This window comes from Pseudomonas sp. PvP089 (genome assembly GCF_017875165.1).
In the GTDB taxonomy this organism is placed as follows: domain Bacteria; phylum Pseudomonadota; class Gammaproteobacteria; order Pseudomonadales; family Pseudomonadaceae; genus Aquipseudomonas; species Aquipseudomonas fortuita.
Genome location: NZ_JAGGME010000001.1, coordinates 3,731,609 through 3,756,128, shown reverse-complemented (window position 1 = coordinate 3,756,128; position 24,520 = coordinate 3,731,609). Strand labels below are relative to the sequence as shown.

Annotated in this window: 23 protein-coding genes; 10 read left to right on the top strand and 13 right to left on the bottom strand. The window is 62.9% G+C overall.

Features of this window, described 5'->3' with window-relative positions:
• Positions 1 to 39: 39 nt before the first annotated feature.
• Both J3A71_RS17150 and J3A71_RS17145 read right to left on the bottom strand, forming a co-directional pair.
• Positions 40 to 573 (bottom strand): cytochrome b, encoded by a 534-nt coding sequence (locus J3A71_RS17150; RefSeq protein WP_016486531.1) that lies wholly within the window; start codon positions 571 to 573, stop codon positions 40 to 42.
• Positions 570 to 1,622: a catalase family peroxidase gene (locus J3A71_RS17145; RefSeq protein WP_209953062.1), complete on the bottom strand. Its 1,053-nt coding sequence runs from the start codon at positions 1,620 to 1,622 to the stop codon at positions 570 to 572. The genes J3A71_RS17150 and J3A71_RS17145 overlap by 4 nt, the downstream gene beginning before the upstream one ends.
• 123 nt (positions 1,623 to 1,745) lie before the next feature.
• Between J3A71_RS17145 and J3A71_RS17140 the strand changes: the two genes are divergently transcribed.
• Both J3A71_RS17140 and J3A71_RS17135 read left to right on the top strand, forming a co-directional pair.
• Positions 1,746 to 2,267 carry a sigma-70 family RNA polymerase sigma factor gene (locus tag J3A71_RS17140; RefSeq protein ID WP_024717967.1) on the top strand — a complete coding sequence of 174 codons (522 nt, stop codon included), beginning with the start codon at positions 1,746 to 1,748 and terminating at the stop codon, positions 2,265 to 2,267.
• The gene (locus J3A71_RS17135) at positions 2,264 to 3,016 is read left to right on the top strand and encodes an anti-sigma factor (protein ID WP_096425997.1); all 753 of its coding nucleotides are present in this window, start codon (positions 2,264 to 2,266) and stop codon (positions 3,014 to 3,016) included. Before J3A71_RS17140 ends, J3A71_RS17135 begins: the two co-directional genes overlap by 4 nt.
• Positions 3,017 to 3,126: 110 nt before the next feature.
• On the opposite strand, the gene xthA is transcribed toward J3A71_RS17135, so the two are convergent.
• The gene (xthA, locus tag J3A71_RS17130) at positions 3,127 to 3,939 is read right to left on the bottom strand and encodes an exodeoxyribonuclease III (protein WP_095115079.1); all 813 of its coding nucleotides are present in this window, start codon (positions 3,937 to 3,939) and stop codon (positions 3,127 to 3,129) included.
• 162 nt (positions 3,940 to 4,101) lie between these two features.
• Here xthA and J3A71_RS17125 point away from each other — a divergent pair, with 162 nt between their 5' ends.
• Genes J3A71_RS17125 through J3A71_RS17115 form a run of 3 tightly spaced genes read left to right on the top strand, consistent with a single transcriptional unit; the run spans position 4,102 to position 10,218 of the window.
• Positions 4,102 to 4,752: a GNAT family N-acetyltransferase gene (locus tag J3A71_RS17125; protein ID WP_016486536.1), complete on the top strand. Its 651-nt coding sequence runs from the start codon at positions 4,102 to 4,104 to the stop codon at positions 4,750 to 4,752.
• A gap of 52 nt (positions 4,753 to 4,804) precedes the next feature.
• Entirely contained in the window at positions 4,805 to 6,547 is a 1,743-nt protein-coding gene (locus J3A71_RS17120; RefSeq protein WP_016486537.1) for an autotransporter assembly complex family protein, read from the top strand.
• A complete protein-coding gene (locus J3A71_RS17115) occupies positions 6,544 to 10,218 on the top strand; it encodes a translocation/assembly module TamB domain-containing protein (protein WP_096425998.1) in 3,675 nt (1,224 codons plus the stop codon). Before J3A71_RS17120 ends, J3A71_RS17115 begins: the two co-directional genes overlap by 4 nt.
• A 19-nt stretch (positions 10,219 to 10,237) precedes the next feature.
• Here J3A71_RS17115 and J3A71_RS17110 read toward each other — a convergent pair whose 3' ends face one another.
• The 4 genes from J3A71_RS17110 to J3A71_RS17095 form a co-directional block, all read right to left on the bottom strand.
• Complete coding sequence (locus J3A71_RS17110) at positions 10,238 to 10,792, bottom strand: DUF2589 domain-containing protein (protein WP_016486539.1); 555 nt, start codon at positions 10,790 to 10,792, stop codon at positions 10,238 to 10,240.
• A gap of 73 nt (positions 10,793 to 10,865) precedes the next feature.
• Positions 10,866 to 11,513, bottom strand: coding sequence for a DUF2589 domain-containing protein (locus J3A71_RS17105; RefSeq protein WP_016486540.1), 648 nt, complete (start codon positions 11,511 to 11,513; stop codon positions 10,866 to 10,868).
• A gap of 63 nt (positions 11,514 to 11,576) precedes the next feature.
• Complete coding sequence (locus tag J3A71_RS17100) at positions 11,577 to 11,957, bottom strand: Mor transcription activator family protein (protein WP_016486541.1); 381 nt, start codon at positions 11,955 to 11,957, stop codon at positions 11,577 to 11,579.
• Between the two features lie 250 nt (positions 11,958 to 12,207).
• Positions 12,208 to 12,666 carry a hypothetical protein gene (locus J3A71_RS17095; protein WP_016486542.1) on the bottom strand — a complete coding sequence of 153 codons (459 nt, stop codon included), beginning with the start codon at positions 12,664 to 12,666 and terminating at the stop codon, positions 12,208 to 12,210.
• 150 nt (positions 12,667 to 12,816) lie between these two features.
• On the opposite strand from J3A71_RS17095, the gene J3A71_RS17090 reads away from it, so the two are divergent.
• Positions 12,817 to 13,005 carry a hypothetical protein gene (locus J3A71_RS17090; RefSeq protein ID WP_003248064.1) on the top strand — a complete coding sequence of 63 codons (189 nt, stop codon included), beginning with the start codon at positions 12,817 to 12,819 and terminating at the stop codon, positions 13,003 to 13,005.
• 36 nt (positions 13,006 to 13,041) lie between these two features.
• Here the strand turns inward: J3A71_RS17090 and J3A71_RS17085 are convergent, their stop codons facing one another.
• Positions 13,042 to 13,416: a fe2+ zn2+ uptake regulation protein gene (locus tag J3A71_RS17085; protein ID WP_016486543.1), complete on the bottom strand. Its 375-nt coding sequence runs from the start codon at positions 13,414 to 13,416 to the stop codon at positions 13,042 to 13,044.
• A 195-nt stretch (positions 13,417 to 13,611) separates the two neighbouring features.
• Between J3A71_RS17085 and J3A71_RS17080 the strand changes: the two genes are divergently transcribed.
• Positions 13,612 to 15,918, top strand: coding sequence for an acylase (locus tag J3A71_RS17080; protein ID WP_096425999.1), 2,307 nt, complete (start codon positions 13,612 to 13,614; stop codon positions 15,916 to 15,918).
• Between the two features lie 123 nt (positions 15,919 to 16,041).
• Here the strand turns inward: J3A71_RS17080 and J3A71_RS17075 are convergent, their stop codons facing one another.
• Together J3A71_RS17075 and J3A71_RS17070 are read right to left on the bottom strand one after the other, a co-directional pair.
• Complete coding sequence (locus tag J3A71_RS17075; RefSeq protein ID WP_016486545.1) at positions 16,042 to 16,764, bottom strand: UDP-2,3-diacylglucosamine diphosphatase; 723 nt, start codon at positions 16,762 to 16,764, stop codon at positions 16,042 to 16,044.
• Positions 16,761 to 17,264 carry a peptidylprolyl isomerase gene (locus J3A71_RS17070; protein WP_031311992.1) on the bottom strand — a complete coding sequence of 168 codons (504 nt, stop codon included), beginning with the start codon at positions 17,262 to 17,264 and terminating at the stop codon, positions 16,761 to 16,763. The genes J3A71_RS17075 and J3A71_RS17070 overlap by 4 nt, the downstream gene beginning before the upstream one ends.
• Before the next feature lie 248 nt (positions 17,265 to 17,512).
• On the opposite strand from J3A71_RS17070, the gene J3A71_RS17065 reads away from it, so the two are divergent.
• The gene (locus J3A71_RS17065) at positions 17,513 to 19,216 is read left to right on the top strand and encodes a glutamine--tRNA ligase/YqeY domain fusion protein (RefSeq protein WP_016486547.1); all 1,704 of its coding nucleotides are present in this window, start codon (positions 17,513 to 17,515) and stop codon (positions 19,214 to 19,216) included.
• A gap of 9 nt (positions 19,217 to 19,225) precedes the next feature.
• Complete coding sequence (gene cysS / locus J3A71_RS17060; RefSeq protein ID WP_096426000.1) at positions 19,226 to 20,608, top strand: cysteine--tRNA ligase; 1,383 nt, start codon at positions 19,226 to 19,228, stop codon at positions 20,606 to 20,608.
• Positions 20,609 to 20,652: 44 nt separating this feature from the next.
• Here cysS and J3A71_RS17055 read toward each other — a convergent pair whose 3' ends face one another.
• A complete protein-coding gene (locus tag J3A71_RS17055; RefSeq protein WP_096426001.1) occupies positions 20,653 to 21,543 on the bottom strand; it encodes an EamA family transporter in 891 nt (296 codons plus the stop codon).
• 112 nt (positions 21,544 to 21,655) lie between these two features.
• On the opposite strand from J3A71_RS17055, the gene J3A71_RS17050 reads away from it, so the two are divergent.
• Positions 21,656 to 22,501, top strand: a complete 846-nt coding sequence (locus tag J3A71_RS17050; protein ID WP_209953060.1) for a helix-turn-helix transcriptional regulator — start codon at positions 21,656 to 21,658, stop codon at positions 22,499 to 22,501.
• Here J3A71_RS17050 and J3A71_RS17045 read toward each other — a convergent pair.
• A complete protein-coding gene (locus J3A71_RS17045; protein ID WP_060516606.1) occupies positions 22,414 to 23,805 on the bottom strand; it encodes a HAMP domain-containing sensor histidine kinase in 1,392 nt (463 codons plus the stop codon). The genes J3A71_RS17050 and J3A71_RS17045 overlap by 88 nt on opposite strands.
• A complete protein-coding gene (locus J3A71_RS17040) occupies positions 23,783 to 24,463 on the bottom strand; it encodes a response regulator transcription factor (RefSeq protein ID WP_016486552.1) in 681 nt (226 codons plus the stop codon). The genes J3A71_RS17045 and J3A71_RS17040 overlap by 23 nt, the downstream gene beginning before the upstream one ends.
• Positions 24,464 to 24,520 lie beyond the last annotated feature (57 nt).

Sequence of the window (24,520 nt, the reverse complement as noted above, 5' to 3'; positions counted from 1 at the left end):
AATTGTTATCGATTGTCGAACGGCCCGGGCTATTGCAATTCATTCGCTGCGGCGCAGGGGGCCAGGCCACATGCTACGCAACACACCGTCGCGGCGCACCCATGCGTGCATCAACGCTGCCGCCACATGCACCAGCACGGTGGCGAACAGCAGGTAGCCGGCCCAGCCGTGTGCCATGCGCAGCACGGCATACAGTTGCAAGTTGTGCGGGGCGATGGCCGGCAAGCCCAGCGGGCGAGGGTAGTCGCCCGCTGACAGCATTGCCCAGCCCAGTAGCGGCATGGCTAGCATCAAGCCATAGAGCAGCAGGTGCGATGCCCCGGCGGCCCAGCGCTGCAGGGTGGGCAGGTCTCGCGGCAAGGGTGGGTGAGGCACGGCCAGGCGCACCCCGATACGCAGCACGACCAGCACCAGCAGTGCCAGGCCGGTGGCCTTGTGCAGCCCGATGAGTACAGGGTGGCGTAGCGACAGGTCTGCAACCATGCTCACGCCAATGAACAGCATGGCCAGGATCAGCACGGCCATCAGCCAGTGCAGCAGGCGGGCGAAAGGGTGGAAGGCTTCGGGTTTCATGGGCGGGCTCCGGTGCTGAGCGATTCACGGCTGCGGCGGTTGAACGATTCCGAGTAGGCAGCCGAACGGGCGGCGAGGATGGGATCGGCAGATGCCTCTATGCCTCGGGGGAGGATCAACGGGTCGAAGTTGAGGTCGCGGCATGCCCCCTGTTCGGGGGCGTCGACCTGTTCCAGCACCAGGGTGCCGGCGTCTACGCTGCGCCGTTCGGCAGGCCAGGGCCGGGCAGGGTCGTCCACAGCATCGCCGGGTTCAGCCAGCACCAGACGAAGCGTCCAGCGTAACGGGCCCTGGGCCAGGCGTTGCTGCAGGTCGTGTTGCAGAAACTGTTTGTCATCAATCTGGGTGGGCAGCGCGGCAAACGCGGTTTGTGGCTCAAGCTGCCAGCGCACCGGGTGGCGGGCGCCGCTTGCATCTATCAGCTGAAAGGCATTGATGCTGTGGTATTGGGTGCTGGCGAAGCTGTTGCTGGGCTTGTAGCCCGCCGCCCACTGGCGAAACGCTGCGCTTTCCGGGTGGGCTGCGAAGAACGCCTGCATGCTGGCGGGGTTCGGTTTGCCGGTGGCCGGGTCTGGCGTACTCGCCAGTACTTGCTCGTAGAACCCTTGCGGGGTGCTTATCGCCAGCACAGGCGGGGTGTTCATGCCGGTGCGCCAGACCTGCCCGTCGTCGGTGCTCAGCTGAATGGCCAGGCTGCGTACGGGTATGCTTGTGTCCGGGGCATACGGGTTGGCGCCGCCAATGGCGAAGCGGCCGATCACCGGGACACGCGCCTGGCTGAATACGCGCGCCGTGGACAGGTTGGCGGCCTGCCCGCTGGCCTGGAAGTAGCCACTGACACACAGGCCCTTGGCGTGGTTCTTGCGGTAGCCTGGGTAGTGCCCGGCTTGGGCCTCGAAGGTGTCAATGATGCGCTGTGGTGTCAGCCGGGTTTCGCCAACCCAGCCGGCGGCATAGGCAAAGCCGGCACCTGCGGCCAGCATCACGGCGCCGATGGCAGCCAGGCGCAAGGCTTTCGCCGGGCCGTGCAAAGGTGAGTTCATGGTCATCGTCCGGTTTGGTGAATGTGCCAGTACGACGGGGCAGGGAAAAATTTATTCCATCGACGGGAATAGAATTTCCTGGTGGGCGTCTGCCTTTACAATGACTACTTCAAAGGCCGGGACTTTGCCATGCATGATCTGGACGACCACCAGTGGCGCGAGCTACTGGCCCGCCTGCGCCGTTTTGCCGTGTGGCTGACCCGCGAGCCGGGCAGCGCCGATGACCTGGTGCAGGCCACGGTCGAGCGGGCCCTGAGCCGACGTGACCAGCAACGCGATGCCGAGGCGCTGCGGGCTTGGCTGTTTACCATCCTCTATCGGCTTTTCCTTGACGGTAAGCGTCGCGACCGCCTGCATGCGCGCTGGCTGTCGTGGTTCGGCCGTGCCGAGAGCGAGGAGGAGCCGCTCGGGGCCAACCTTGAGGCGATTGTCCTGGCCCAGGCCGACTTGCAGGCATTTGCCCGGCTGACGGCCGAACAGCGCGCCTTGTTGCTGCTTATCAGCATCGAAGGCTTGAGTTACAAGGAAGCTGCCCAGGCCTTGGGCATCCCCATCGGCACTGTGATGTCGCGCCTGTCGCGCGCCCGCAGTGCCTTGCGCGAACTGACCGAGGGCAACCCTCAGCCCCCGGCCTTGCGGAGACTGAAATGACGCGTCTGATCCCCAGCGAAGACGAATTGCACGCTTACGTCGATGAGCGCCTGGCGCCTGCGCGCCGGGCCGAAGTGCAGGCCTGGCTGGCGGCCAACCCGCAGGCTGCGGCACGGGTAGAGGGCTGGCGCGCCGATGCCCGCCGGTTGCGTACGGCGCTGGCCGGGTTTGGCGAACTGCCCGGGGCGGCGCAGCTGGACCTTGGGCAGTTGCGTCGGCAATTGCGCCAGCGTCGGCAGCGGCGCTGGGCCACCGCGGCGGTGGTCGTGCTGGCATTGGGCGTCGGAGGGCTGGGCGGCTGGCAGGTGCGCGATGCGTCCCTGGCACGAGCCGACCAGCCCATGGCCGATGCTGTCCAGGCGCACCGGTTGTTTGCCGCCAGCGAGGCGCTGGATATCCAGGCCAGTGATCCAGGGCAGTTGCGCGACTGGTTGGGGCGGCATTTCAGCCACGTTGGGCAATTGCCGGACCTGGCGGGCTATGGCTTCAAACCGGTGGGGGCGCGCTTGCTCAGCAACGAGCAGGGGCCGGCGGCACTGCTGGTGTTTGAAGATGGCAAGGGCCAGCGCATCAGCCTGTTCCTGCGCTCACCGGGCGAGCTTTATCGGCGCATGCCAGACGGGCAGCGGGTTGATGGCCAGCTGGAGGCGCGGTACTGGTCGCATGGGGCTTACAACTTCGCCTTGGTCAGCGCGGCGGACGATGCGCGTGGGGCCGGGGTGGGGGAGGCGTTGCGGTTGGGGTTGTGAGTGCTCGCCATAACAATTTCAGCGCCTGTGCGATCGAGCGCCGCCCGCGCGGCGCTCGGTCTAACCGGCACTACAAGCCCCAAGGCGTGCACCTTGGGCCCACACCAGAATCAGCTCAACTCCAACCAGATCGGCGCATGGTCCGAGGGCTTTTCCATGCCACGCAGTTCATAGTCCACGCCCGCTGCCTTGATGCGCGGCACCAGGTGCTGCGAGGCCATGATCAGGTCGATGCGCAGGCCACGTTTGGGATCGTCCTCGAAACCCCGGCTGCGGTAGTCGAACCAGCTGAAACGGTCGGTCACGTCGGGGTGCAGGTGGCGGAAGCTGTCAACCAGGCCCCAGCCTTTCAAGCGCTCCATCCACTCACGCTCTTCAGGCAGGAAACTGCACTTGCCAGTCTTCAGCCAGCGCTTGGCATTGTCTGGGCCGATGCCGATATCGCAGTCCTGCGGCGAGATGTTCATGTCACCCATTACCAGCAGTGGCTGGTCGTTGCGGAACTGGCCTTCCAGCAGTGCCTGCAGGTCGCTGTAGAAACGCTGCTTGGCCGGGAATTTAGTGGGGTGGTCGCGGCTTTCGCCCTGGGGGAAATAGCCGTTCATGATGGTGATCGGGTTGCCATCTGCATCGGCGAAGGTGCCCCAGATGAAGCGGCGCTGGGCCTCTTCTTCATCGGTGGCAAAGCCTTTGTGCAGGCTCAATGGAGCCTGGCGCGACAGTAGAGCCACGCCGTAGTGGCCTTTCTGGCCGTGGTAGTGCACGTGGTAACCCAGCGCCTGCACGTCGGCCAGCGGAAACTGATCGTCGCTGACCTTGGTTTCCTGCAGGCCGATCACGTCCGGCTGGTGCTTTTCGATGAGCGCTGCCAGCTGATGCGGGCGTGCTCGCAGGCCGTTGATGTTGAAACAGACGATCTTCATGGAAAGACAATCCCGGTAAAAGGCGGGATGCTAGCCGACATCGCCCCACATCACCAGCGTGGCGGCCTCCGGCCCCTGCTGCTAACGTGCTGTAGGGGGTGAACGAAGCGCGGTGGTGCACCTCCAAGGCAATGTACGCCCATTCCAGGAGGTCTGCCCGCAATGCCCGAAACCACTGCCGCCCCGGCTCAAGTCTGCCTGCTTGATGATGGCTATAGCCGCGAAGCGCGTTCGCTGCTGTACAACGCCTACCGCCACGAACCCACCTTCGCCTATATCTTCGAAGCCCAGCGCCCGGGGTATGAGCGACGCTTGCGGGTAATGGTGCGCGAATGGGTGCGCCAGCATTTCTACCTGCAATTACCTGCCATCGGCTTGCTGGTGGACGACCGCCTGATTGCCATGGCCCTGATCGTGCCGCCGGTGCGCCGGTTGGGCGTTGCCGACAGCTGGGCCTGGCGCCTGCGCATGATCCTCGGCACTGGCCTGCGCTGCACGCGGCGTTACATGGACTACCAGGCCGCCCTGGCCACCTGCCTGCCCACCGATCAGGTGCATGTGTTGCCACTGCTGGGGGTACATCCGCAATTTCAGGGCAAGCATTACGGGGAGCAATTGTTACAAGCCGTGCACGACTGGTGCGCGGATCAACCAGGCACCCAGGGCGTAGTGCTCGACACCGGCAATGAGCATTACCTGGCCTTTTACCAGCGCCAGGGCTATGAAGAAATTGGTGAGGTCGCTGTAGGACCGATCCGGGAACGGGTGTTCTTCCATCCCAATCCAGTCTCTTCAACGTCCACTTTTGCCTGAACATCCCGCCAGGCGGCTCCCTTGAGCGCCTGGCTCTGGTAGCATTTGCCGCATGACGTATTCAGGAAGATTGACCTGGGGCCTGGTTTTCTGGGCCGCCAGTTTCGCAGCATGGGGCCAGAGCGAGTTGCTGGTGAAGGTAAAACCAGCCAACAAGGCGCTCAAGGCCAATGTCGAAGGCTATATAGGCACCCTTGGTGACCGCGATGAAGAAGCATTGTTACGCTTCAGTCGCGGGGCAGAGGAGCAGGCGCGTAAAGCCGCGCAGGCACTTGGCTACTACCAGGCGCAGATCGACAGCGAGGTCAAGCCGCCCAGAGATGCAGACCATTCCCCGCAACTGGTCATCAGCATCAACCCGGGCGAGCCGATTCGCCTGCGCAACGTGACCGTGCGTATCGAAGGCCCGGCCAGCGAAATGAAGGCCTTTCGCATGCCCGACAGCCGGGCGCTGCGCGCAGGCGAACAGCTCAACCACGGCCATTACGAAGATGCCAAGCGGCTGATCCAGAACCAGGCGTCGCGCTACGGCTTTTTCAGCGGCCGCTTCAGCCGTCAGCGCCTTGCGGTCGACCCGCAGGCCGGTGTGGCCGATATCGAACTGGTCTACCAGAGTGGCCCGCGCTATCACCTGGGCGCCGTCACCTTCGGCGGCGACACGCCGCTGGACGACGACCTGCTGCAGCGCATGGTGTCGTTCAAGCCAGGCACGCCCTACGACTCGGAACTGATCGCCGAACTGAACAATGACCTGCAATCGAGCGGCTATTTCGAAGGCGTACGGGTGGATGCGGCGCCCACTGCTGCCGTGGGTGAAGAAATCCCGGTGGATGTCCGCCTGGAAACCCGCAAACCACGCACCATGGGGCTGGGTCTGGGCTTCTCGACCGACGTCGGTCCGCGTGGCAAGGCCAACTGGACCCGCCATTGGGTCAACCCGCAGGGCCACAGTTACGGTTGGGAAACCGAGCTGTCCGCCCCCCGACAGAACGTTGGCCTGTGGTATGACATCCCCCTCGACCCGCCACTGACCGACAAGCTGCGCTTTGCCGGTGGTTACCAGAACGAGGAGCTGGCAGGTACCGATACACTCAGCAAACTGCTGACAGTGGGCCCAGAGTGGCACAGCAAGCTGCCCAGCGGCTGGCAGCGGGTCATTTCGCTCAAGTACCAGCGCGAGGAGTATCGCCTGGGTGACGATTCCGGGCTGAGCAACCTGCTGATGCCTGGCGTGAGCTATTCGTTTCTGCGCAGTGACAATCGCATCGATCCGCACAACGGCTACCGCCTGCAGTTCGATGTACAAGGGGCCAAGGAAGGGCTGGTTTCCGACACCAACCTGTTGCACGGCAACGTACTGCTCAAGGGCTTGACCACGCTTGGCCACAACCACCGCCTTCTGGGGCGCGTGCAGTTCGGTGGCAGTGCCACCAACGGCTTCAAGAACAACATTCCGCCGTCGCTGCGCTTCTTCGCCGGTGGCGACCAGAGCGTGCGTGGCTATGACTACCAGACCCTGTCACCGAAGAACAGCGATGGCGACCGCATCGGCGGGCGCTACCTGGTAGCCGGCAGTGTCGAGTACCAGTATTCGCTGACTGAAAAGTGGCGGATCGCGACGTTTGTCGATCAGGGGAACTCGTTCAACAACCTTGAGCTACCCAGCCTAAAGACCGGTGTCGGTTTTGGTGTGCGCTGGGTATCGCCGGTCGGGCCGTTGCGACTCGACCTGGCCAAGGCGCTGGATGACGAAGGGGGCATTCGCCTGCACTTTTCCATGGGGCCTGAGTTGTGAAACGCGTGATCAAGTACATTCTGCTGGGCCTGCTAGGTGTGGTCGCGAGCCTGGGCGTAGGGCTGGGCCTGTTGCTGGGTACCGAAGCGGGCAGCCGCTGGACGCTGGGCAAAGTGCCAGGGCTTGAGGTGGCTGATTTCCAAGGCCGCTTGGCGGGCAGCTGGCAGGCCAGCGTGCTGCGCTGGGCCGATGGTGGCAATACAGTAGAGGTGCAGGCACCGCTATTCGCCTGGTCGCCTGCCTGTCTGATGCGCGCCACTCTGTGCATCGACCAGTTGCAGGCACAACGCATTGACATGGCCTTTGCGCCAAGTGCCGAGCCGGCCGACAGCGGTCCGCTGCAGTTGCCAGCGCTGCGCTTGCCGCTGGCCATCGAGCTGGGCGAAGTCAAGGTCGGCCAGCTGCGGCTGGATGGCAGCGACCTGCTGGGTGACCTGCAACTGGCGGCGCACTGGACCGACACCGGGATGCGCATCGACAGCCTGCACCTGCAGCGCGATGAGCTGCAACTGGACCTGCAGGGCGACCTGCAGCCCGAAGGTGACTGGCCATTGCAACTCCAGGGGCAGCTGCAACTGCCCGCCGTAGACGGCAAAGCCTGGCAGCTGGCGCTGACGGCAACCGGAGAATTACAAAAGACCCTGAAACTTGCCGGCACCAGCCGTGGTTATCTCGACGCCACGCTGAGCGGGCAGTTGCAAGCGTTGGCCGAGCATCTGCCGGCGACCCTGCAGATTCGTTCAGAGGCGTTCAAACCGGCGGGCTCGTTGCCCGATACGTTGCAGTTGAATCAGCTCGTGCTTGATGCCAAGGGCGATCTGCTCAAGGGATATCAACTGTCGGGAACGGCCAACCTGCCGGCTGAACAGTCGCCGATCGCGTTGGCGCTGTCCGGGTTGGTCGACAGCAAGGGCGCCAGGCTCGATGCCCTTGACCTGACTGCCAGCGACACCCAGCGCGTGAAACTGCAGGCCACGACCGACTGGCAGCAAGGCCTGACCGCCGATGCGCAGCTGGACTGGCAGGACTTCCCGTGGTTGCGGCTGTACCCGCTGGAGGCGCCGCCCGAGGTCACCCTCAAGCGCTTCAGTACCCAGGTGCATTATCGCGATGGCAATTACCAGGGCACCTTCAAAGGCGACCTGGACGGCCCGGCAGGGGCGTTCAGCCTGGCCAGCCCGTTCGAAGGTGACCTGACCCAGGTGAAACTGCCGCAACTGGCGCTGACCGCCGGGCAAGGCAAGGCCGCCGGCAGTGTGGCCGTGCGCTTTGCCGACACTTTGGCTTGGGATGTCGACTTGCAGCTCTCGGCGCTCGACCCGGCGTATTGGCTGGCGGAGCTGCCGGGCACCTTGGCGGGGCCGCTGCGCAGTAAAGGCGAGATGAAGGGCGAGGTGCTCACCCTTGATGCCCAACTTGACCTCAAAGGCCGCCTGCGCGGCCAGCCGGCTGTGCTCAAGGCCGAAGCGCAGGGGGCAGGGCAGAGCTGGACCCTCGGCGCCTTGGCGATCCAGCTGGGTGACAACCGTATCAACGGCAGTGGCAGCTTGCAGCAGCGCCTGGCCGGGCGAATCGACCTTGACCTGCCGCGCCTGGGCCAGCTGTGGCCAAGGCTGCAGGGCCAGGTCAAGGGCCGGCTGGATGTTGCCGGCACCTTGCAGGCTCCGCAAGGCACGCTGACCTTGCAGGGCCAGCGCTTGGCCCAGGCCGAAAACCGGCTGCAACAGCTGGACCTGGATGCCCGCCTGGACAACGCCCAGCGCGGTGTGATCGAGCTAAAGGCCACTGGCATTCACCTGGGCGACACGGCATTGGGCACGCTGCAGGCCAACGGCAAAGGCGACATTCGCCAGCAAGCCTTGACCCTGGCGCTGGATGGCCCGCAGCTCAAGCTTGACCTCGGTCTGGATGGCCAGTTGAGCAAGGGTGACTGGCGTGGCCGCCTCGCGAGTGGGCGCATCCAGGCCGGTGGCCAGGATTGGCGGCTGCAATCGCCGGCACGCCTGCAGCGCCTGGCCAGCGGCCAGCTGGACTTCGGTGCCCATTGCTGGCGCTCTGGCCAGGCCAGCCTTTGTGGTGACGACCAGCGCCTGGCGCCCGAGCCGCGCTTGCGTTACCACCTCAAGCAGTTCCCGCTGGACAGCCTTGCACAGTGGCTGCCAAAAGACTTCGCCTGGCAGGGCCTGCTCAATGCGGATATCAATCTGGACATCCCGGCCAGCGGCCCCAAAGGCAACATTGTCATTGATGCCAGTGGCGGCACGCTGCGTGTGCGCGACAAGGGCCGTTGGGTCGATTTCCCCTATCAGGCCCTGCGTGTCGACAGCACGTTGGCGCCACGGCGTATCGATACCCGCCTGGCCTTCCGTGGAGAGCGCCTGGGCGAGCTCAACGTCAATACGCGCCTCGACCCGCTGGGCAAGAACAAGCCGTTGTCAGGTGATTTCCGCCTGGCCGGGCTGGACCTGTCGGTGGCGCGTCCGTTCGTGCCGATGGTCGAACGCCTGGCCGGGCAGCTCAACGGCAGTGGCCGGCTTTCAGGGACCTTGCTGGCACCACAGGTCAACGGCAACCTGATGCTCAGCGGCGGTGAAGTGAGTGGCGCCGAGTTGCCGGCCAGCCTTGAGGACCTGTCGTTGCAGGCGCTGATCGCCGGCGAGCAGGTGCAACTCAATGGCAACTGGCGCAGCGGCGATGCAGGGCGGGGCCAGTTGAGTGGCAACCTCACGTGGGGCCAGGCGCTGGGCATGGACCTGCGCCTGCAAGGCCAGCAACTGCCAGTCACGGTTGAGCCCTATGCAACGCTGGAGGTCGCCCCGGACCTGACCTTGCGCCTGATCGACGACAAACTGGCGGTTACCGGCAAGGTGCAGGTACCCAAAGGCAAGATCACCGTGCGTGAACTGCCGCCGTCAACCGTGAAGGTATCGGATGACACGGTAATCGTTGGTCATCAGACCGAAGAGGGCAAACCGCCCATGGCGATGGCCATGGACATCGATGTCGAAGTGGGCCGCGACAAGTTGTCGTTCAGCGGCTTTGGGCTCACTGCCAACCTGCTCGGCCACGTACATATAGGCGACAACCTCGATACCCGTGGCGAGCTGAGCCTGGCCGACGGCCGCTACCGTGCCTACGGCCAGCGCCTGACCATCCGCCGCGCGCGCTTGCTGTTTGCCGGCCCGATCGATCAGCCCTACCTGGACATCGAAGCCATACGCACGGTCGATGACGTGATTGCCGGTATCCGCCTGAGCGGCAGTGCCGAGCAACCCACAACCAAGGTGTTTTCGGAACCGGCCATGAGCCAGGAGCAGGCGCTGTCGTACCTCGTACTGGGGCGGCCTCTGGGCAACGCTGGCGAGGACAACAACATGCTTGCCGAGGCAGCGTTGGGCCTGGGGCTGGCTGGCAGCGCCGGCATCACCGGCAGCCTGGCATCGAGCCTGGGCATCGACGACTTCCAGCTGGACACCGAAGGCTCGGGCAACACCACCAGCGTGGTCGCCAGCGGCAACATCACCGAGAAGCTGAGCCTGCGTTACGGCGTGGGTGTGTTCGAACCCGCCAACACCATCGCGTTGCGTTACAAGCTGAGCAAGAAGGTGTACCTGGAAGCCGCCAGCGGGCTGGCCAGCTCACTGGACATCTTCTACAAGCGCGATTTCTGAAGCGGTGCCGGGGCGGCCGTCAACGGACGGTGGCCGCCTCGATAAATTCATTGGTATCGGGTGAGGGCTGCGGATCAGGGGCACGTACCGGGACGATCAGGTTGGTGTATTCGTCTATCAGCCGGTTCAGGGCTTCCGGCGGTTCGCTGGCCTGGAACTGCATGCGGATCTGTACTTCGTCAGGGTCACGGCTTTCGCCCTGACGGCCTTGACCGCCGATGGTGACCTTGAAGCTTGCAGTCTTGTTCTCGCTTGCGGTCTGCAGTGCCTGTTGCGCTTCGGTCCCTTTAACCCGTACCGAGAGGTCGACCTGCATTCGCTCCAGGGCCAGGCCCTTGGGCGATACCAAGGCAAACAGGGGGACGCGCATGATGTGTTGCCCATCCATGGCCACCTCGACCATCTTGGCTTTCATGGGGGCGCCCAAGGCGTCGCTGTCGCACTCGAAGAACTGGTCGAACAGGTTGATGTACTGTTGTGCAATCAGGCTGTTGGTGGCGCTGGCGGCTTCTTGCAGGCCACGGGTGATCTCACGCAGGTCAATGGAGGTCATCGGGGCAGGGGGCTTGTTCATGGGTTCGACTCCTCAGGCCAGGTGTGCCCCCCGGCGCTGGCCAGGGGGGCTGTTTTGCGGGGCAGGGAGCGTCTCAAGCAGTACCGGTAGTTACATCGGCAGCAGGACCTTTCAAGGTATCGGCCTGGGAAATCTCGTCCTGGCTTTTCAGTTCGGCGGTTCTGACCACCGTTGGCTTGGTTGCCGCATCGGTCAGGAACTCGATCACCCTCATCATTGCTTCAGGCGGCTCCTGGCGCTTGAGCGTGGTATTGAAGGCGTAGCGGGCGCGGGTGTCGGTCTTGCGGGTTTGTGTGGACTTATGGCTGACGCTGCCTTTCACATTCAGCCTGAATGGCCCCCAGCCCAAAGAGCCGGTCAGATCGGCACTCATGTCCTTGCTGGAAGTGTCTTCCGACATCTGGTTGATGACCAGTTCGAACTCGACATTGCCTTCCTCGATGGAAATGTTCGGGTGCGTGATGGCCGCAAGCAGCGGCACCTTCATGGTCTTGCTGACCACACCTTTGTATTCACCCTGTTCGTCGACGATGGTTTCGTCGTAGTCGAACTGGATGGCGACGGCCTTGCCGTCCTGCACGCACACCTGCATCAGGAAGTCGGCATATGACTTGCTCGCAGTAACCTGTGCCTGGACCATGGCCTGCAGGGGACCTGCGATCATGCGATCCATTGGCAAGGCGTTGATCACGGATCCGATGAGGCTGTTGTCTATCGACATGCTTGATTGCTCTTGTTGTTGAAGGGAAAAGTGGCCACCTGTGGCGGCCTAACGGGTTGGCCGTCAGCGGGCGTAGTTCTCCTGACGGCGGATGTTGCCGATCTGACGCAAGCTCAGACCGTACTTGTTGGCCAGCAGGCTGCGTGAAAGGCCATCGGCGCTTTCCTTCTGGATCTGCTGGTTACGCAACTGGCGCAGAAAGTGGTCAGCCTTGGGGATTTCCAGGGCTACCCCGGCAAAGCGTTTGATCAATGCGTCGAGCGCCTCGGCTGGCAGCACGTCGGCCAGCTTGGTGCGTTCGCGGTACTTGGGGATGTATTTGGGCCTGCCGCCGTAGGCGCAGGTCAACTGGTAGGCGTTGTCGATGCCGATACAGTCGACCAGGGCCTGCAGCGAATGGGGCAGTTGGCTGATATCGATGAGGCTCAAGTCTGGTAATTCCATATGGCGCTCCTTCTGGATGGGGGAATGTGCGACCCGATCACCAGCGGCGTTATGTCGACGGTGTGAGCAAATTCTGTGTGACAGCCACCGCGCGTCGCTAGGCGACATATGGGGTGCGGTTTGTAGCCTCGGTGAACAGGGATTGCAGGCAGCGATATCCTGCGGTGTAGGACGTGTCTTCAGCATGTGGCTGTGGCGGTTGATTACCCATAAGGGCGCTACGCTCATCGAGTGATGGGGCGGGGTACCCTCAGTTGCAGGGGTAACTGCTCAGCAGGCTGGCGCTGCGCAGGTAGGCCTGGGGGGAGGCGAGCATGCTTTCTGGCAGCGTCCGCCAGTCGACCACCAGGCACAAGGCATGCAGTGGCTGGCCGCCGCGCTGACCGATCACCGTGTCGGAAAAACTGCGGCGATACAGCGCCTGGGTCTGGTGCAGCGGTTGCACATGATCGGCTTGGGCCAAGGTCAGCCGCGCCAGTTCAGGCAACAGGGCCATGGGGGCGCTGAAGTGCAGCGGCGCGCCTTGAGCCTGCAGGTAGCCGGCCTGGCGCACGCGCTGCCACAGTTGTTGCCACTGGCTGGCGCCGGCATGGCGCTCCAGGTGGCGGCCAAGCTCAAGCAGTTGCGCCGCCTTTACTTCGCGGGTGTCCAGCGCGTGAAGGGAAAGCGGGGTCAGAATCAGGGACGCGAACAGCAGGGGTTTGTACATGGTGCCTCCGGCATGGGTGCTTGAAGCCCCATGCTTTCAGGCAGTCGCCACCCTACCCAGCAGGAAATGCAGCGCCGGGCCCTGTGGGCGTTGTATCATTGGCGCGGCTCGTTGCGAGCCATTTGCCCCTGATGTTGCAAGGAACTTTCGATGACACACGTGCAGCGCCTTAAATATTCCCTTCTGATCATCCTGGTGGTACTGGGCCTGATGCTGGGCCTGTCCCACCTGCAGAAGCAGGGCACGATCAGTGAGCAGACCTTTCAGATGCTGGCCATCGCCATCGCTGTGGTGGTCGTGGTGATCAACGGCATCCTGCGGCGCAAGGTCAAACCCTGACCCCTGCGGGCCGGCCAGGTGTGGCCGGCCATGCGCTTAACGCGAGGATGCCTGCTCCAGTACGGCGCGCGCCTGGGCGTTGAGGCTATAGCACTTGTCGTTGCCCAACTCGATGACACCTTCGGTGCACAGCCGCTTTAGCACTTCACGCACGCTGAGGAACGACAGCGGTATGTCCAGTTGTTCCAGTTGTGCGTGCACGCCGCGTACGCCAATGCTGCGGCCATTGCGGTCGGCGGTGTGCAGGGCATCGATCACCTTGAGCCGGATCAGGCTGGTACGCAGACCGAAAGTACGCAGGAGCTCGCGGATCTGTTCGTTGCCGATGCGTTCTTCAGAAAAAACGTCCTGTCCGTTGGGCGCTTTGCCTGGGACGCGCCCGGCCTGGGTCGAGGGTTGCGGGTTGTACATGTGAATGCTCCTTTTCGTGGACGAACCCGAAATGTGGTTGCCTCACTAACTAGGACGAATGAGAACGCAAAAACTGCAACCCACCCGTAAAAAAAATGGTGTTCTTCTTCAAGACGTTCCATTGCCCGGTAACACGTAAAATTTTCATCTGGCCATTCGTCTGATCGGGATAGAGCCCGAACCCGAGGAGTGCCCGTGTTTCCACTTTCCCATCCCATGACGTGCGCAGGCCTGGCCGCTGCGCTGTTGGCGGTGAGCGTTGCCGTACACGCGCAGCCCGCCACTGATGCCAGCGCGCAGATTCGTCGAACCAGTTACGGGGTGCCGCATATCGTGGCCAAGGATGAGCGCGGCCTGGGCTATGGCGTCGGCTATGCCTATGCCCAGGACAACCTGTGCCTGCTGGCCAACGAGGTGCTGACCGTCAGTGGTGAGCGCTCACGCCATTTTGGTGCCAACGGCAAGACCCTGGAGCAGCGTGACAACCTGGCCAGCGACGTGTTTTTCACTTGGCTCAACAGCCCAGTGGCGGTCGATACGTTCCTGCAGGCGCAGCCGGCGCAGGTGCAAGCATTGCTGGCGGGTTATGCCAGCGGCTACAACCGGGCGCTGGCCGAGCGCCGCCGCGGGGGGCTACCCGCCGAATGCGGTAACGGTGAGTGGTTGCGACCGATCACCAGCCAGGACCTGGTCAAGCTGACCCGTCGCCTGTTGGCCGAGGGTGGCGTCGGGCAGTTCGTCGAGGCGCTGGCAGGCGCGCAACCCCCTGCACAGGCTCGCCAGCAGGCGCCGGCAGGCTTCGCCGCTGCGCTGGCGTGGCAAGCGCGCTTTGCCACGGAGCGCGGTAGTAATGCGGTGGCGGTCGGGGCACAGCGTTCGGCCAATGGCCGTGGCCTGTTGCTGGCCAACCCGCATTTCCCGTGGATGGGCGGCATGCGCTTCTACCAGATGCAGTTGACCATTCCCGGCCAGCTCGATGTGATGGGCGCGGCATTGCCGGGCCTGCCGGTGGTCAACATTGGTTTCAACAGGCACCTGGCCTGGACGCATACCGTCGACACGTCCAAACACTTCACTTTGTACCGGCTGCAGCTCGACCCCAAGGACCCGACCCGCTACCTGCTGGATGGCAAGTCGCTGCCATTGGCCCGGCAAACCATCAGCGTTGCCGTCAAGGCTGAGGATGGCAGCCTCGGTCAGGTGGAGCGGCAGGTCTACAGTTCGCAATTCGGCCCGGTGGTGCAATGGCCCGGGCGCCTGGATTGGGATGCGCATGTGGCCTACAGCTTGCGTGACGCCAACCTCGACAACACCCGGGTGCTGCAACAGTGGTACCAGATCAATCGTGCCGATAACCTGGCAGCGTTGAAAGGCTCGGTCGAGCAGTTGCAGGGTATCCCTTGGGTCAACACCCTGGCCGTGGACCCAGGGGGGCGGGCGTTGTACCTGAACCAATCGGTGGTGCCATATGTGGATCAGCAACTGCTCGGCGCTTGCAGCACCCCGCAAGGGCAAGGGCCCGTAGTGGTGCTGGACGGCTCGCGTAGCGCCTGCCAATGGAAGATCGACGCGAACGCTGCGCAACCGGGAATCTTCCCGGCGCGACTGCTGCCGAGCCTTGAACGCGAGGACTTCGTGCAGAACTCCAACGACCCGGCCTGGTTGGCCAACCCGGCGCAGCCGCTGACCGGCTATTCACCCTTGATCAGCCGCAGTGACCAGCCGCTGGGCATGCGCGGCCGTTTCGCCCTGCAGCGCCTGCAGGGCACGGCAAGGCTGAGCGTTGATGACTTGCAGCGCATGGTGACCGACGACGAGGTTTACCTGGCCAGCCTGGTGCTGCCAGACCTGCTGCAATGGTGCCAGGGCGCCGCCATAGAGGTACAGGCCGTGTGCAGCAGCCTGGCTGCCTGGAATGGCAAGGCCGACCTCGACAGTGGCATTGGTCTGGTGCATTTCCAGAACCTGTTCACTGCCCTGGCCGAGCACCCGGAAAGCTGGCGTGTGGCCTTTGACCCGGCAGACCCGCAGCACACGCCCCGTGGTCTGGCGGTGGAGCAGGCGGCCGTGCGCAAACGGGTGCATGACGCGGCACTGGCGTCGCTCAAGCAGGTGAACGACAGCGGTGTCGCGGAGGGGACGCGTTGGGGGCAGGTGCAGCAGTCGCTCGATGGCACGCCGGTACCCGGTGGTCCGCAGGCTCTGGGCGTGTACAACGCGATGTACAGTGTGCCGCACGGGCAGGGCAAGCGGTTGGTGGTCAGCGGTACCAGCTACCTGCAACTGGTCAGCTTCACCGACAAAGGGCCAGAGGCTCGTGGGTTATTGGCATTCTCCCAGTCGAGCGAAGCGGCTTCAGCCCATGCCAGTGACCAGACCAAGGCATTTGCGGCCAAGCAACTGGCGGTGATTCCGTTTACCGAGGCGCAGATCAAGGCAGACCCGGAGTACCGGGAAGTGGTGATCAGTGAGCGGGACAAAGGGGCGGTGGTTCAGCAGTGAGGCATTCTGGCCTCTTCGCGGGCAAGCCCGCTCCCACAGGTACGCCACAGATTTTCATACTTGTGGTGTACCGGTGGGAGCGGGCTTGCCCGCGAAAGGGCCGGTACTGCCAGTCCTGTAATGTCAGGCAAATTCGAACGGCGCCAGCTGAAACCCTTGCTCATCTACTTGCAAGGCCCAGCCGCGGCGGTCCCAGTCGCCCAGCACGATGCGCCGTGCCGGTTCCCCATCAACCACCAGCTTGTGAATCGCTGGCCGGTGGGTATGGCCATGCACCAGCGTGCGCACGCCATGCGCCGCCATCACCTTGGGTACTTCCTCCGGTGTGACGTCGACAATTTCGGTGGACTTCATCCGCACTTGCGTGCTGCTTTCGCTGCGCAGTTTGCGCGCCAGCTTGTAGCGGGCTGACAGCGGCAGGTGACGCAAGACCCACAAGCTCAGCGGGTTGCGCAGCAAGCGGCGCATTTTCATGTAACCCAGGTCGCGTGTGCACAAGGTGTCGCCATGCATCAGCAGCACCTGTTCACCGCCCAGCTCGATCACACTGGGGTCGCTCAACAACGTGCAGCCCGCAGCGTCGCAGAAGGCCTGGCCGATCAGGAAGTCACGGTTGCCATGCATCAGGAAGATGGCTGTACCGCTGTCGCTCAGCCGGCGCATGGCTTGGCAGATCGACTGCTGAAAGGGCGTCATGGCATCGTCGCCGATCCACGCTTCGAAGAAGTCGCCCAGGATGTACAACGCCTTGGCGTGGCGGGCACGGCCGTCGAGCAGATCAAGAAACGCCCGGGAAATGTCCGGGCGCTCTTCTTGCAAATGCAGATCGGAGATCAGCAGTATCACCCAATGATCTCGGCTTTCTCGATGATCACGTCTTCTTTTGGTACGTCCTGGTGGCCAGCCTTGGAACCGGTGGCGACCTTCTCGATGGCATCAACCACTTCACGGCCTTCAATCACTTCACCGAATACCGCGTAGCCCCAGCCCTGTACGTTCTTGCCGCTGTGGTTGAGGAAGTCGTTGTCCGAGGCATTGATGAAGAACTGCGCCGAAGCAGAGTGCGGCTCCATGGTGCGAGCCATGGCGATGGTGTACTTGGCGTTTTTCAGGCCGTTGTCAGCTTCGTTCTGGATGCTGGCACGCTTGTCGCGCTTTTCGTTCATGCCTGGCTCGAAACCGCCGCCCTGAATCATGAAGCCCTTGATCACGCGGTGGAACACGGTGTTGGTGTAGTGGCCTGCGTTGACGTATTCGATGAAGTTGGCCACGGTAATCGGGGCTTTTTCAGCGTTCAGTTCAATGACGATGTCGCCGTGGTTGGTGGTCAGTTTGACTTTGGACATGCTGAAACTCGCTTTTTCAAGGCAATCGGGAATTAGGGTGCGCAGGGCGCCGGTTATCACCTGACGCAAGTTCAGGCGATCACGACACATGGCGCGCACTGGCCATTTTGCCAGGCTGCGGCAAAAAGCCGTGATAAATCACGCCAGTTTGTCCGGGCCCGACTGTCAGCAGCTTGACTGCTTCGGCTATGATAGGCCCTTTGTTTCAATCGGCCTACCCAGGCCGGACACGTGCATTCAAGGATCCTATGAGCAAGCCCACTGCCGACAACGCGCCCAACGCCGCTGCCAAAGGCGCCCCCGCTGTCCCTGCGAACTTCCTGCGGCCGATCATCCAGGCCGACCTGGACTCGGGCAAGCACAGCAGCATCGTCACCCGCTTCCCGCCGGAGCCCAACGGCTACCTGCACATCGGTCATGCCAAGTCGATCTGTGTCAACTTCGGCCTGGCCAAGGAATTCGGGGGCGTCTGCCACCTGCGTTTCGATGACACCAACCCGGCCAAGGAAGACCAGGAATACATCGACGCCATTCAGAGCGACGTCAAATGGCTGGGCTTCGACTGGGCCGGCGACGTGCGTTATGCGTCCAGCTACTTCGACCAGCTGCACGAATGGGCCCTCGAGCTGATCAAGCGTGGCAAGGCCTATGTCTGCGACCTGACCCCTGATCAAGCCAAGGAATACCGCGGCAATCTCAAGGAGCCGGGCAGGAACAGCCCGTTCCGCGAGCGTAGCGTGGAAGAAAACCTCGACCTGTTCGCCCGCATGAAGGCCGGCGAGTTCAAGGACGGCGAGCGCGTGCTGCGGGCGAAGATCGACATGGCTTCGCCAAACATGAACCTGCGCGACCCGATCCTGTACCGCATCCGCCATGCCCACCATCACCAGACCGGTGACAAATGGTGCATCTACCCCAACTATGACTTCACCCACGGCCAGTCGGACGCCATCGAGGGCATCACCCACTCGATCTGCACCCTGGAGTTCGAAGGGCATCGTCCGCTGTACGACTGGTTCCTCGACAACCTGCCCGTGCCGGCGCACCCGCGCCAGTACGAGTTCAGCCGCCTGAACCTGAACTACACCATCACGTCCAAGCGCAAGCTCAAGCAGCTGGTTGACGAAAAGCACGTCGACGCCTGGGACGACCCGCGCATGTCGACCCTGTCCGGCTTCCGTCGCCGTGGCTACACCCCGGCTTCGATCCGCAACTTCTGCGAAATGATCGGCACCAACCGCTCCGACGGCGTGGTCGACATGTCGATGCTCGAATTCAGCATCCGTGACGACCTGGACCGCACCGCACCGCGCGCCATGTGCGTACTGCGCCCGCTGAAAGTGGTCATCACCAACTACCCGGAAGGCCAGGTGGAGCAACTTGAGCTGCCGCGCCACCCTAAAGAAGACATGGGCGTGCGTGTGCTGCCGTTCGCACGCGAGCTGTACATCGACCGCGATGACTTCATGGAAGAGCCGCCGAAGGGCTACAAGCGCCTGGAGCCGGCCGGTGAAGTGCGCCTGCGCGGGAGCTACGTGATCCGCGCCGACGAGGCCATCAAGGACGCCGACGGCACTATCGTCGAGCTGCGTTGCTCGTACGACCCGGACACCCTGGGCAAGAACCCTGAAGGCCGCAAGGTCAAGGGCGTGATCCACTGGGTGCCGGCCGAGGGCAGCGTCGAGTGCGAAGTGCGCCTGTACGACCGCCTGTTCCGCTCGCCGAACCCGGAAAAGACCGAGGAGGGCGGCAGCTTCCTGGACAACATCAACCCAGACTCGCTGCAAGTGCTCAGCGGTTGCCGTGCCGAGCCTTCGCTGGCCCAGGCGCAGCCTGAGGACCGTTTCCAGTTCGAGCGCGAAGGCTACTTCTGCGCCGACCTGAAAGACAGCCAGCCGGGCCGCCCGGTATTCAACCGCACTGTCACCCTGCGTGACTCCTGGGGCAGCTGAGGAAACGCCGTGCTTACCATTTACAACACCCTGAGCAAAGCGAAGGAAACCTTCAAGCCGCTGGATGGCAACAAGGTGCGCATGTACGTGTGCGGCATGACCGTGTACGACTACTGCCACCTGGGCCATGGCCGCAGCATGGTGGCCTTCGACCTGGTCACCCGCTGGCTGCGCAAGAGCGGCTACGAGCTGACTTATGTGCGCAACATCACCGATATCGATGACAAGATCATCAACCGCGCCAACGAGAACGGTGAAAGCTTCGAAGCCCTGACTGCTCGTATGATCGATGCGATGCATGAAGACGAGCGCCGCCTGAACATCCTGCCGCCAGACCAGGAGCCGCGTGCCACCGACCATATCGCCGGCATGCACGCGATGATCCAGACCCTGATCGACAAGGGTTACGCCTATGCCCCGGGCAACGGCGACGTGTACTACCGCGTCGGCAAGTTCGTCGGCTACGGCAAGCTGTCGCGCAAGAAAATCGAAGACCTGCGCATCGGTGCACGCATCGAGGTCGACGAAGCCAAGCAGGACCCGCTGGACTTCGTGCTGTGGAAGGGCGTCAAGCCCGGCGAACCGAGCTGGGAATCGCCATGGGGCCCGGGCCGTCCGGGCTGGCACATCGAGTGCTCGGTGATGTCCACCTGCTGCCTGGGTGAGAGCTTCGACATTCACGGCGGCGGCAGCGACCTGGAATTCCCGCACCACGAGAACGAGATTGCCCAGAGCGAGGCGGCCACTGGCAAGCAGTACGCCAACGCCTGGATGCACTGCGGCATGATCCGGATCAACGGCGAGAAGATGTCGAAGTCGTTGAACAACTTCTTCACCATCCGCGACGTGCTCGAGAAGTACCACCCAGAAGTGGTGCGCTACCTGCTGGTGGCCAGCCACTACCGCAGCGCGATCAACTACTCCGAAGACAGCCTGCGCGACGCCAAGGGCGCGCTTGAGCGCTTCTACCACGCCTTGCGTGGTTTGCCACGGGTGGCGGCCAAGGGCGGCGAGGCGTTTGTCGAGCGTTTCAGTGTGGCGATGAACGACGACTTCGGTACCCCCGAGGCCTGCGCCGTACTGTTCGACCTGGTGCGCGAGATCAACCGCCTGCGCGACAGCGACCCAGACGCTGCTGCCGGCCTGGCTGGCCGCCTGCGCGAGCTGGGTGAAGTGCTGGGTGTGCTGCAACTGGAAGCCGATGACTTCCTGCGTGCGGGTGCCGAAGGCAAGGTCGATGCTGGCGAGGTGGAAGGCCTGATACAGGCGCGGCTGCAGGCTCGTGCGGACAAGAACTGGGCCGAGTCTGATCGTATTCGCGACCAGCTGACCGCCATGGGTGTGGTACTGGAAGACAGCAAAGGCTCTACTACCTGGCGTCTGGCTGACTGATCCAATGGCGCGAAGGGGCTGCCATGCAGCCCTTTCGCGACACGCTAGTGAACAGCAGCCACCGGTTTGCTGCCCAGTACCGCTCGCCCTGGCTTCATGCCGACCGCCAGCGCCGATAAGATCAGGGCAATACACAGCCACTCCCACCCGCTAGGCACCTCATCCACGATCAAGGCTGAGCTGGCGATGCCGAAAACCGGAATCAGCAGCGAAAGCGGCGCTACCCTGGACACTGGGTATTCGCGCAACAGGTAATTCCATCCCCAGTAGCAAAAGTGTGTTGCGGCATACACCTGGAATAACAGGCAAAAGACCACGACGGCATTCGCCTGCGCTGCCAGTGCCACGAACGCGGCTGTGCCATGCAGCCACCAGGCCAGCGACAGCAAAGGTATTGGCGCGAAAAGGCTGGCCCATATGACGAAGGCAAATATCTCCTTCACCTTTGACAGCTTGATGATGACGTTGCCGATGCTCCAGGCTAGCGCGCTGATCAAGAGCAGCAGCAAACCTGTGGTCGTGGTTTTGCCGGGGCTTACTGCCAGAATGCCAACCAACCCTGTTGCCGCCAGCGCGATGCCGACCAATTGGGTGCCGGTCAGGCGTTCGCGAAACAGTAAACAGCCCCACGCCAGGGTAAAAAATGCACTGAACTGAATCAGTAGCGAGGCGCTGCCGGCTGGCACCCCCATGGCGATCCCGAGATTGATCAGTGCCCACATCGCTACGCCAAAGATCAGGCCATATGCAGCTAGCCAATGGACAGCGACCTTCGGGCGCGTCACAAAAAACACCCACGGCAATGCGCACAGTGCGAAGCGTAAGCCTGTGAGCAGGAGTGGGTCTATGTGGGCCAAACCCAGTTTTGTGAGCGGGAAGTTGAGGCCCCATAGGGCTGTAACCAGGACGGCAAGGATCATGTGTTTTCTGTGCATGGTTTGGCAATCTACTGATGTCGCGGCAGTGCGCCTTGACGCTTCCGTTAATATGCCGGTCAGCGGTTTGGCCCGCTTTCAATTGAAGGTCAAATCTGATTAAAATCAGGCCATGACAAACGCTGAAGACACGCTGTACGGCAACACGCTGTGTGAAGTGGTGGTTACAAGGAAGGCTTTTGCCGACGGCGAATCTTTCCCGAAACACCGTCACGATCGAGGGCAGTTTGCCTTTGCCGCCTGCGGCGTGATCACAGTGGCAACTGAAGCGGGCAACTGGGCTGTGCCGCCGTTGCGGGCCATTTGGGTGCCTGCGCGACTGGCCCATGCAATGCAGATGCGCGGCCCGGTCATCATGCTCAATGCCTACATTTGCCCGCAGGCAGCCGAGCGGGTCGGCCTACCTCGGCATTGCCAGGTCTTCGCCGTTTCCCCATTGGTGCAGCAACTGCTTGAGAAGGCGATCGAAGTGCCTGCCCAGCACCCCCTACAGGGGCGTCATGCCTGCTTGATGGGCTTGCTGCTGCATGAGATTGCCGACATGCCGGCGCTTTCGCTGAATGCGCCGATCCCCGAGGAACCGCGCCTTGCCCAGGCATGCAAGGCGTTTCTGGCGGCACCCTCGCTGCAAACAGGTATCGATGGAATGGCGCAATGGGCATGCATGAGCCGGCGCACGTTCACACGCCAGTTTCGCTTGTACACCGGGATCAGCTTTATCGAATGGCGCCAGCAGGCATGCTTGCTGGATGCCGTGGTTCGGCTTGGAAAGGGTGAGCCCGTCACGCGCGTCGCGATGGCGCTTGGCTACAGCAGCCCGAGCGCCTTTGCGATCGTGTTCAAGCGTTTGCTGGGCGAGGCGCCCAGCCGTTACTTTGATACCCCTATCAATGGGCAATGCAGTACCAGCCTGGCGCCACCCAGCTCGCTGGCGCCTATCTCCAGTCCAAACCCATGAAGGTCAACGATCGCGGCAACGATCGACAGACCCAGCCCGAAGCCCGCGTGGCGGTGACCTTCCTCGCTGCGATAGAACCGCTTCAGCACGGCCGTACGCTCTTCTTCGGGGATGCCCGGCCCGCTGTCCTCGATAGCCAGGTGCACACCGGTGTCGTCGTGTGTTGCGCTAATCCGCACTTGCCCACCCTGGGGCGTGAACTTGATACCGTTGCCCACAAGGTTGGCCAGGGCCTCAAACAGCAGTTCGCGGTCACCGTGCAGTGCCGGCAGCTGTGCGGGCTGGTGCAATTCCAAGTGGATGCCGCCATCCTCGGCCAAAGGCAGGTAGAAGTCGTGCAGTTCGACCAGCAGTTCATGGGGGTCAAGCTGGACGAAGCCGGCCCGGCGCTGGCGATCTTCCAGTTCGCTGATGCGCAGCAACCCGCGAAAACGCGCCATCAGGGTGTCGGTTTCGCCGATGGCCTGGTCCAGCGCCTCGGCTTGCGTGGAGTCGACGTCGCTCTGCTGGCGAATGCGGTACAGCTGGGCACGCAGGCGTGTAAGCGGGGTACGCAGGTCATGGGCAATGTTGTCGCACACACCCTTGACCTCATGCATCAGCCGCTCGATGCGGTCGAGCATGGCGTTGACGATGGCGGCCAACATGTCCAGCTCGTCGCGCCGGGCCGACAAGGGCAGACGGTGGGTCAGGTCGCCGGCAACGATCAGCTCGGCCTGGGCCTGGATCGCGCGGATACGCTTTAGCGGCCGGCGGCGCAACAAGTACCAGCCGGCAAAACCTGGGATCAGCGTCAAGGAGATACCCCAGAGCAGGGCGTCGAGAATGATCCGGGTAACCACGAACAGTGAGCCGTTATCGCGGAACAGTACAAGCCAGCGGCCATCTTGCACTTTGATCGCCACCGCATCGCAGCTGTCGCGGGGAAGGTGTGGGTCGTCGGCATCCAGGCAGCGTTTCAACTCATGGATCTTGCCGTCCAGCCTGAGCTCCGGGGGCAGGGTACGAACACTGCCGCCAATCGGGTTGAGCTGGGTGTCGAACAGGCCATAGGCATCAAAGCTGCGTTCTTCGAAGGCCTGGCTGGCAATCAGGGCGTCGTCCAGCTGCTTGCCGCTCATGTGTGCGAACAGATGCTGTCGCTGCAGCATTGAATGGCGGGTGAGCTTGTTCAGGTAGCTGGACACCTCGAAGTACAGCACGCCCATGAGGATGCTGCTCCAGGCCACGAACAGAAAACTGTACAGCGCCAGCAGGCGGCTGGTGGAAGAGCTCCAGCCTTTAGACGGGTTCAGCAATGGCATAGCCGGAGCCCCGTACCGTACGGATCAGCGGCGACTGGCCGGGGGCGTCGATTTTCTTGCGCAGGCGGCCGATGTGCACGTCGATCAGGTTGGTGCCGGGATCGAAGTGGTAGCCCCAGACTTCTTCGAAAATCATCATCCGCGTGATCACCTGGCCGCTGTGGCGCATCAGGTATTCCAGCAGTTTGTATTCGGTGGGCAGCAGGTTGAGCGTATTGTCGCCGCGGCGCGCCTCGTGGCTGATCAGGTCCAGTTGCAGGTCCGCAACCTGCAGGCGGGTCTGGGTCATGGGCACGCTGTTACGGCGCAGCAATACCTCGACACGTGCGGCCATCTCGTCGGAGGCAAACGGCTTGGTCAGGTAGTCGTCACCGCCTGCACGCAGGCCGCGTACGCGTTCGTCGACGTCCGACAGGGCGCTGATCATCAGGATCGGCGTGGCGATCTTGAGGCTGCGCAGGGTGGTGACGATGGTCAGGCCATCGACCTCGGGGAGCATGCGGTCCAGGGTGATCAGGTCGTAGCCCCCGGCAATGGCTTTGGCCAGGCCTTCACGGCCATTGTCGGCCCACTCCACCTCCAGGCCGTGGCTGGTAAGTTCGGCGACGATTTCCTGGCCGGTGACGGCGTCGTCTTCGATGGTCAGTACGCGAGGCATGCTGGTTCCTGGGCATCTAATGGAGATTTGATTGTGCCAAAGAATAGACAACCGGCG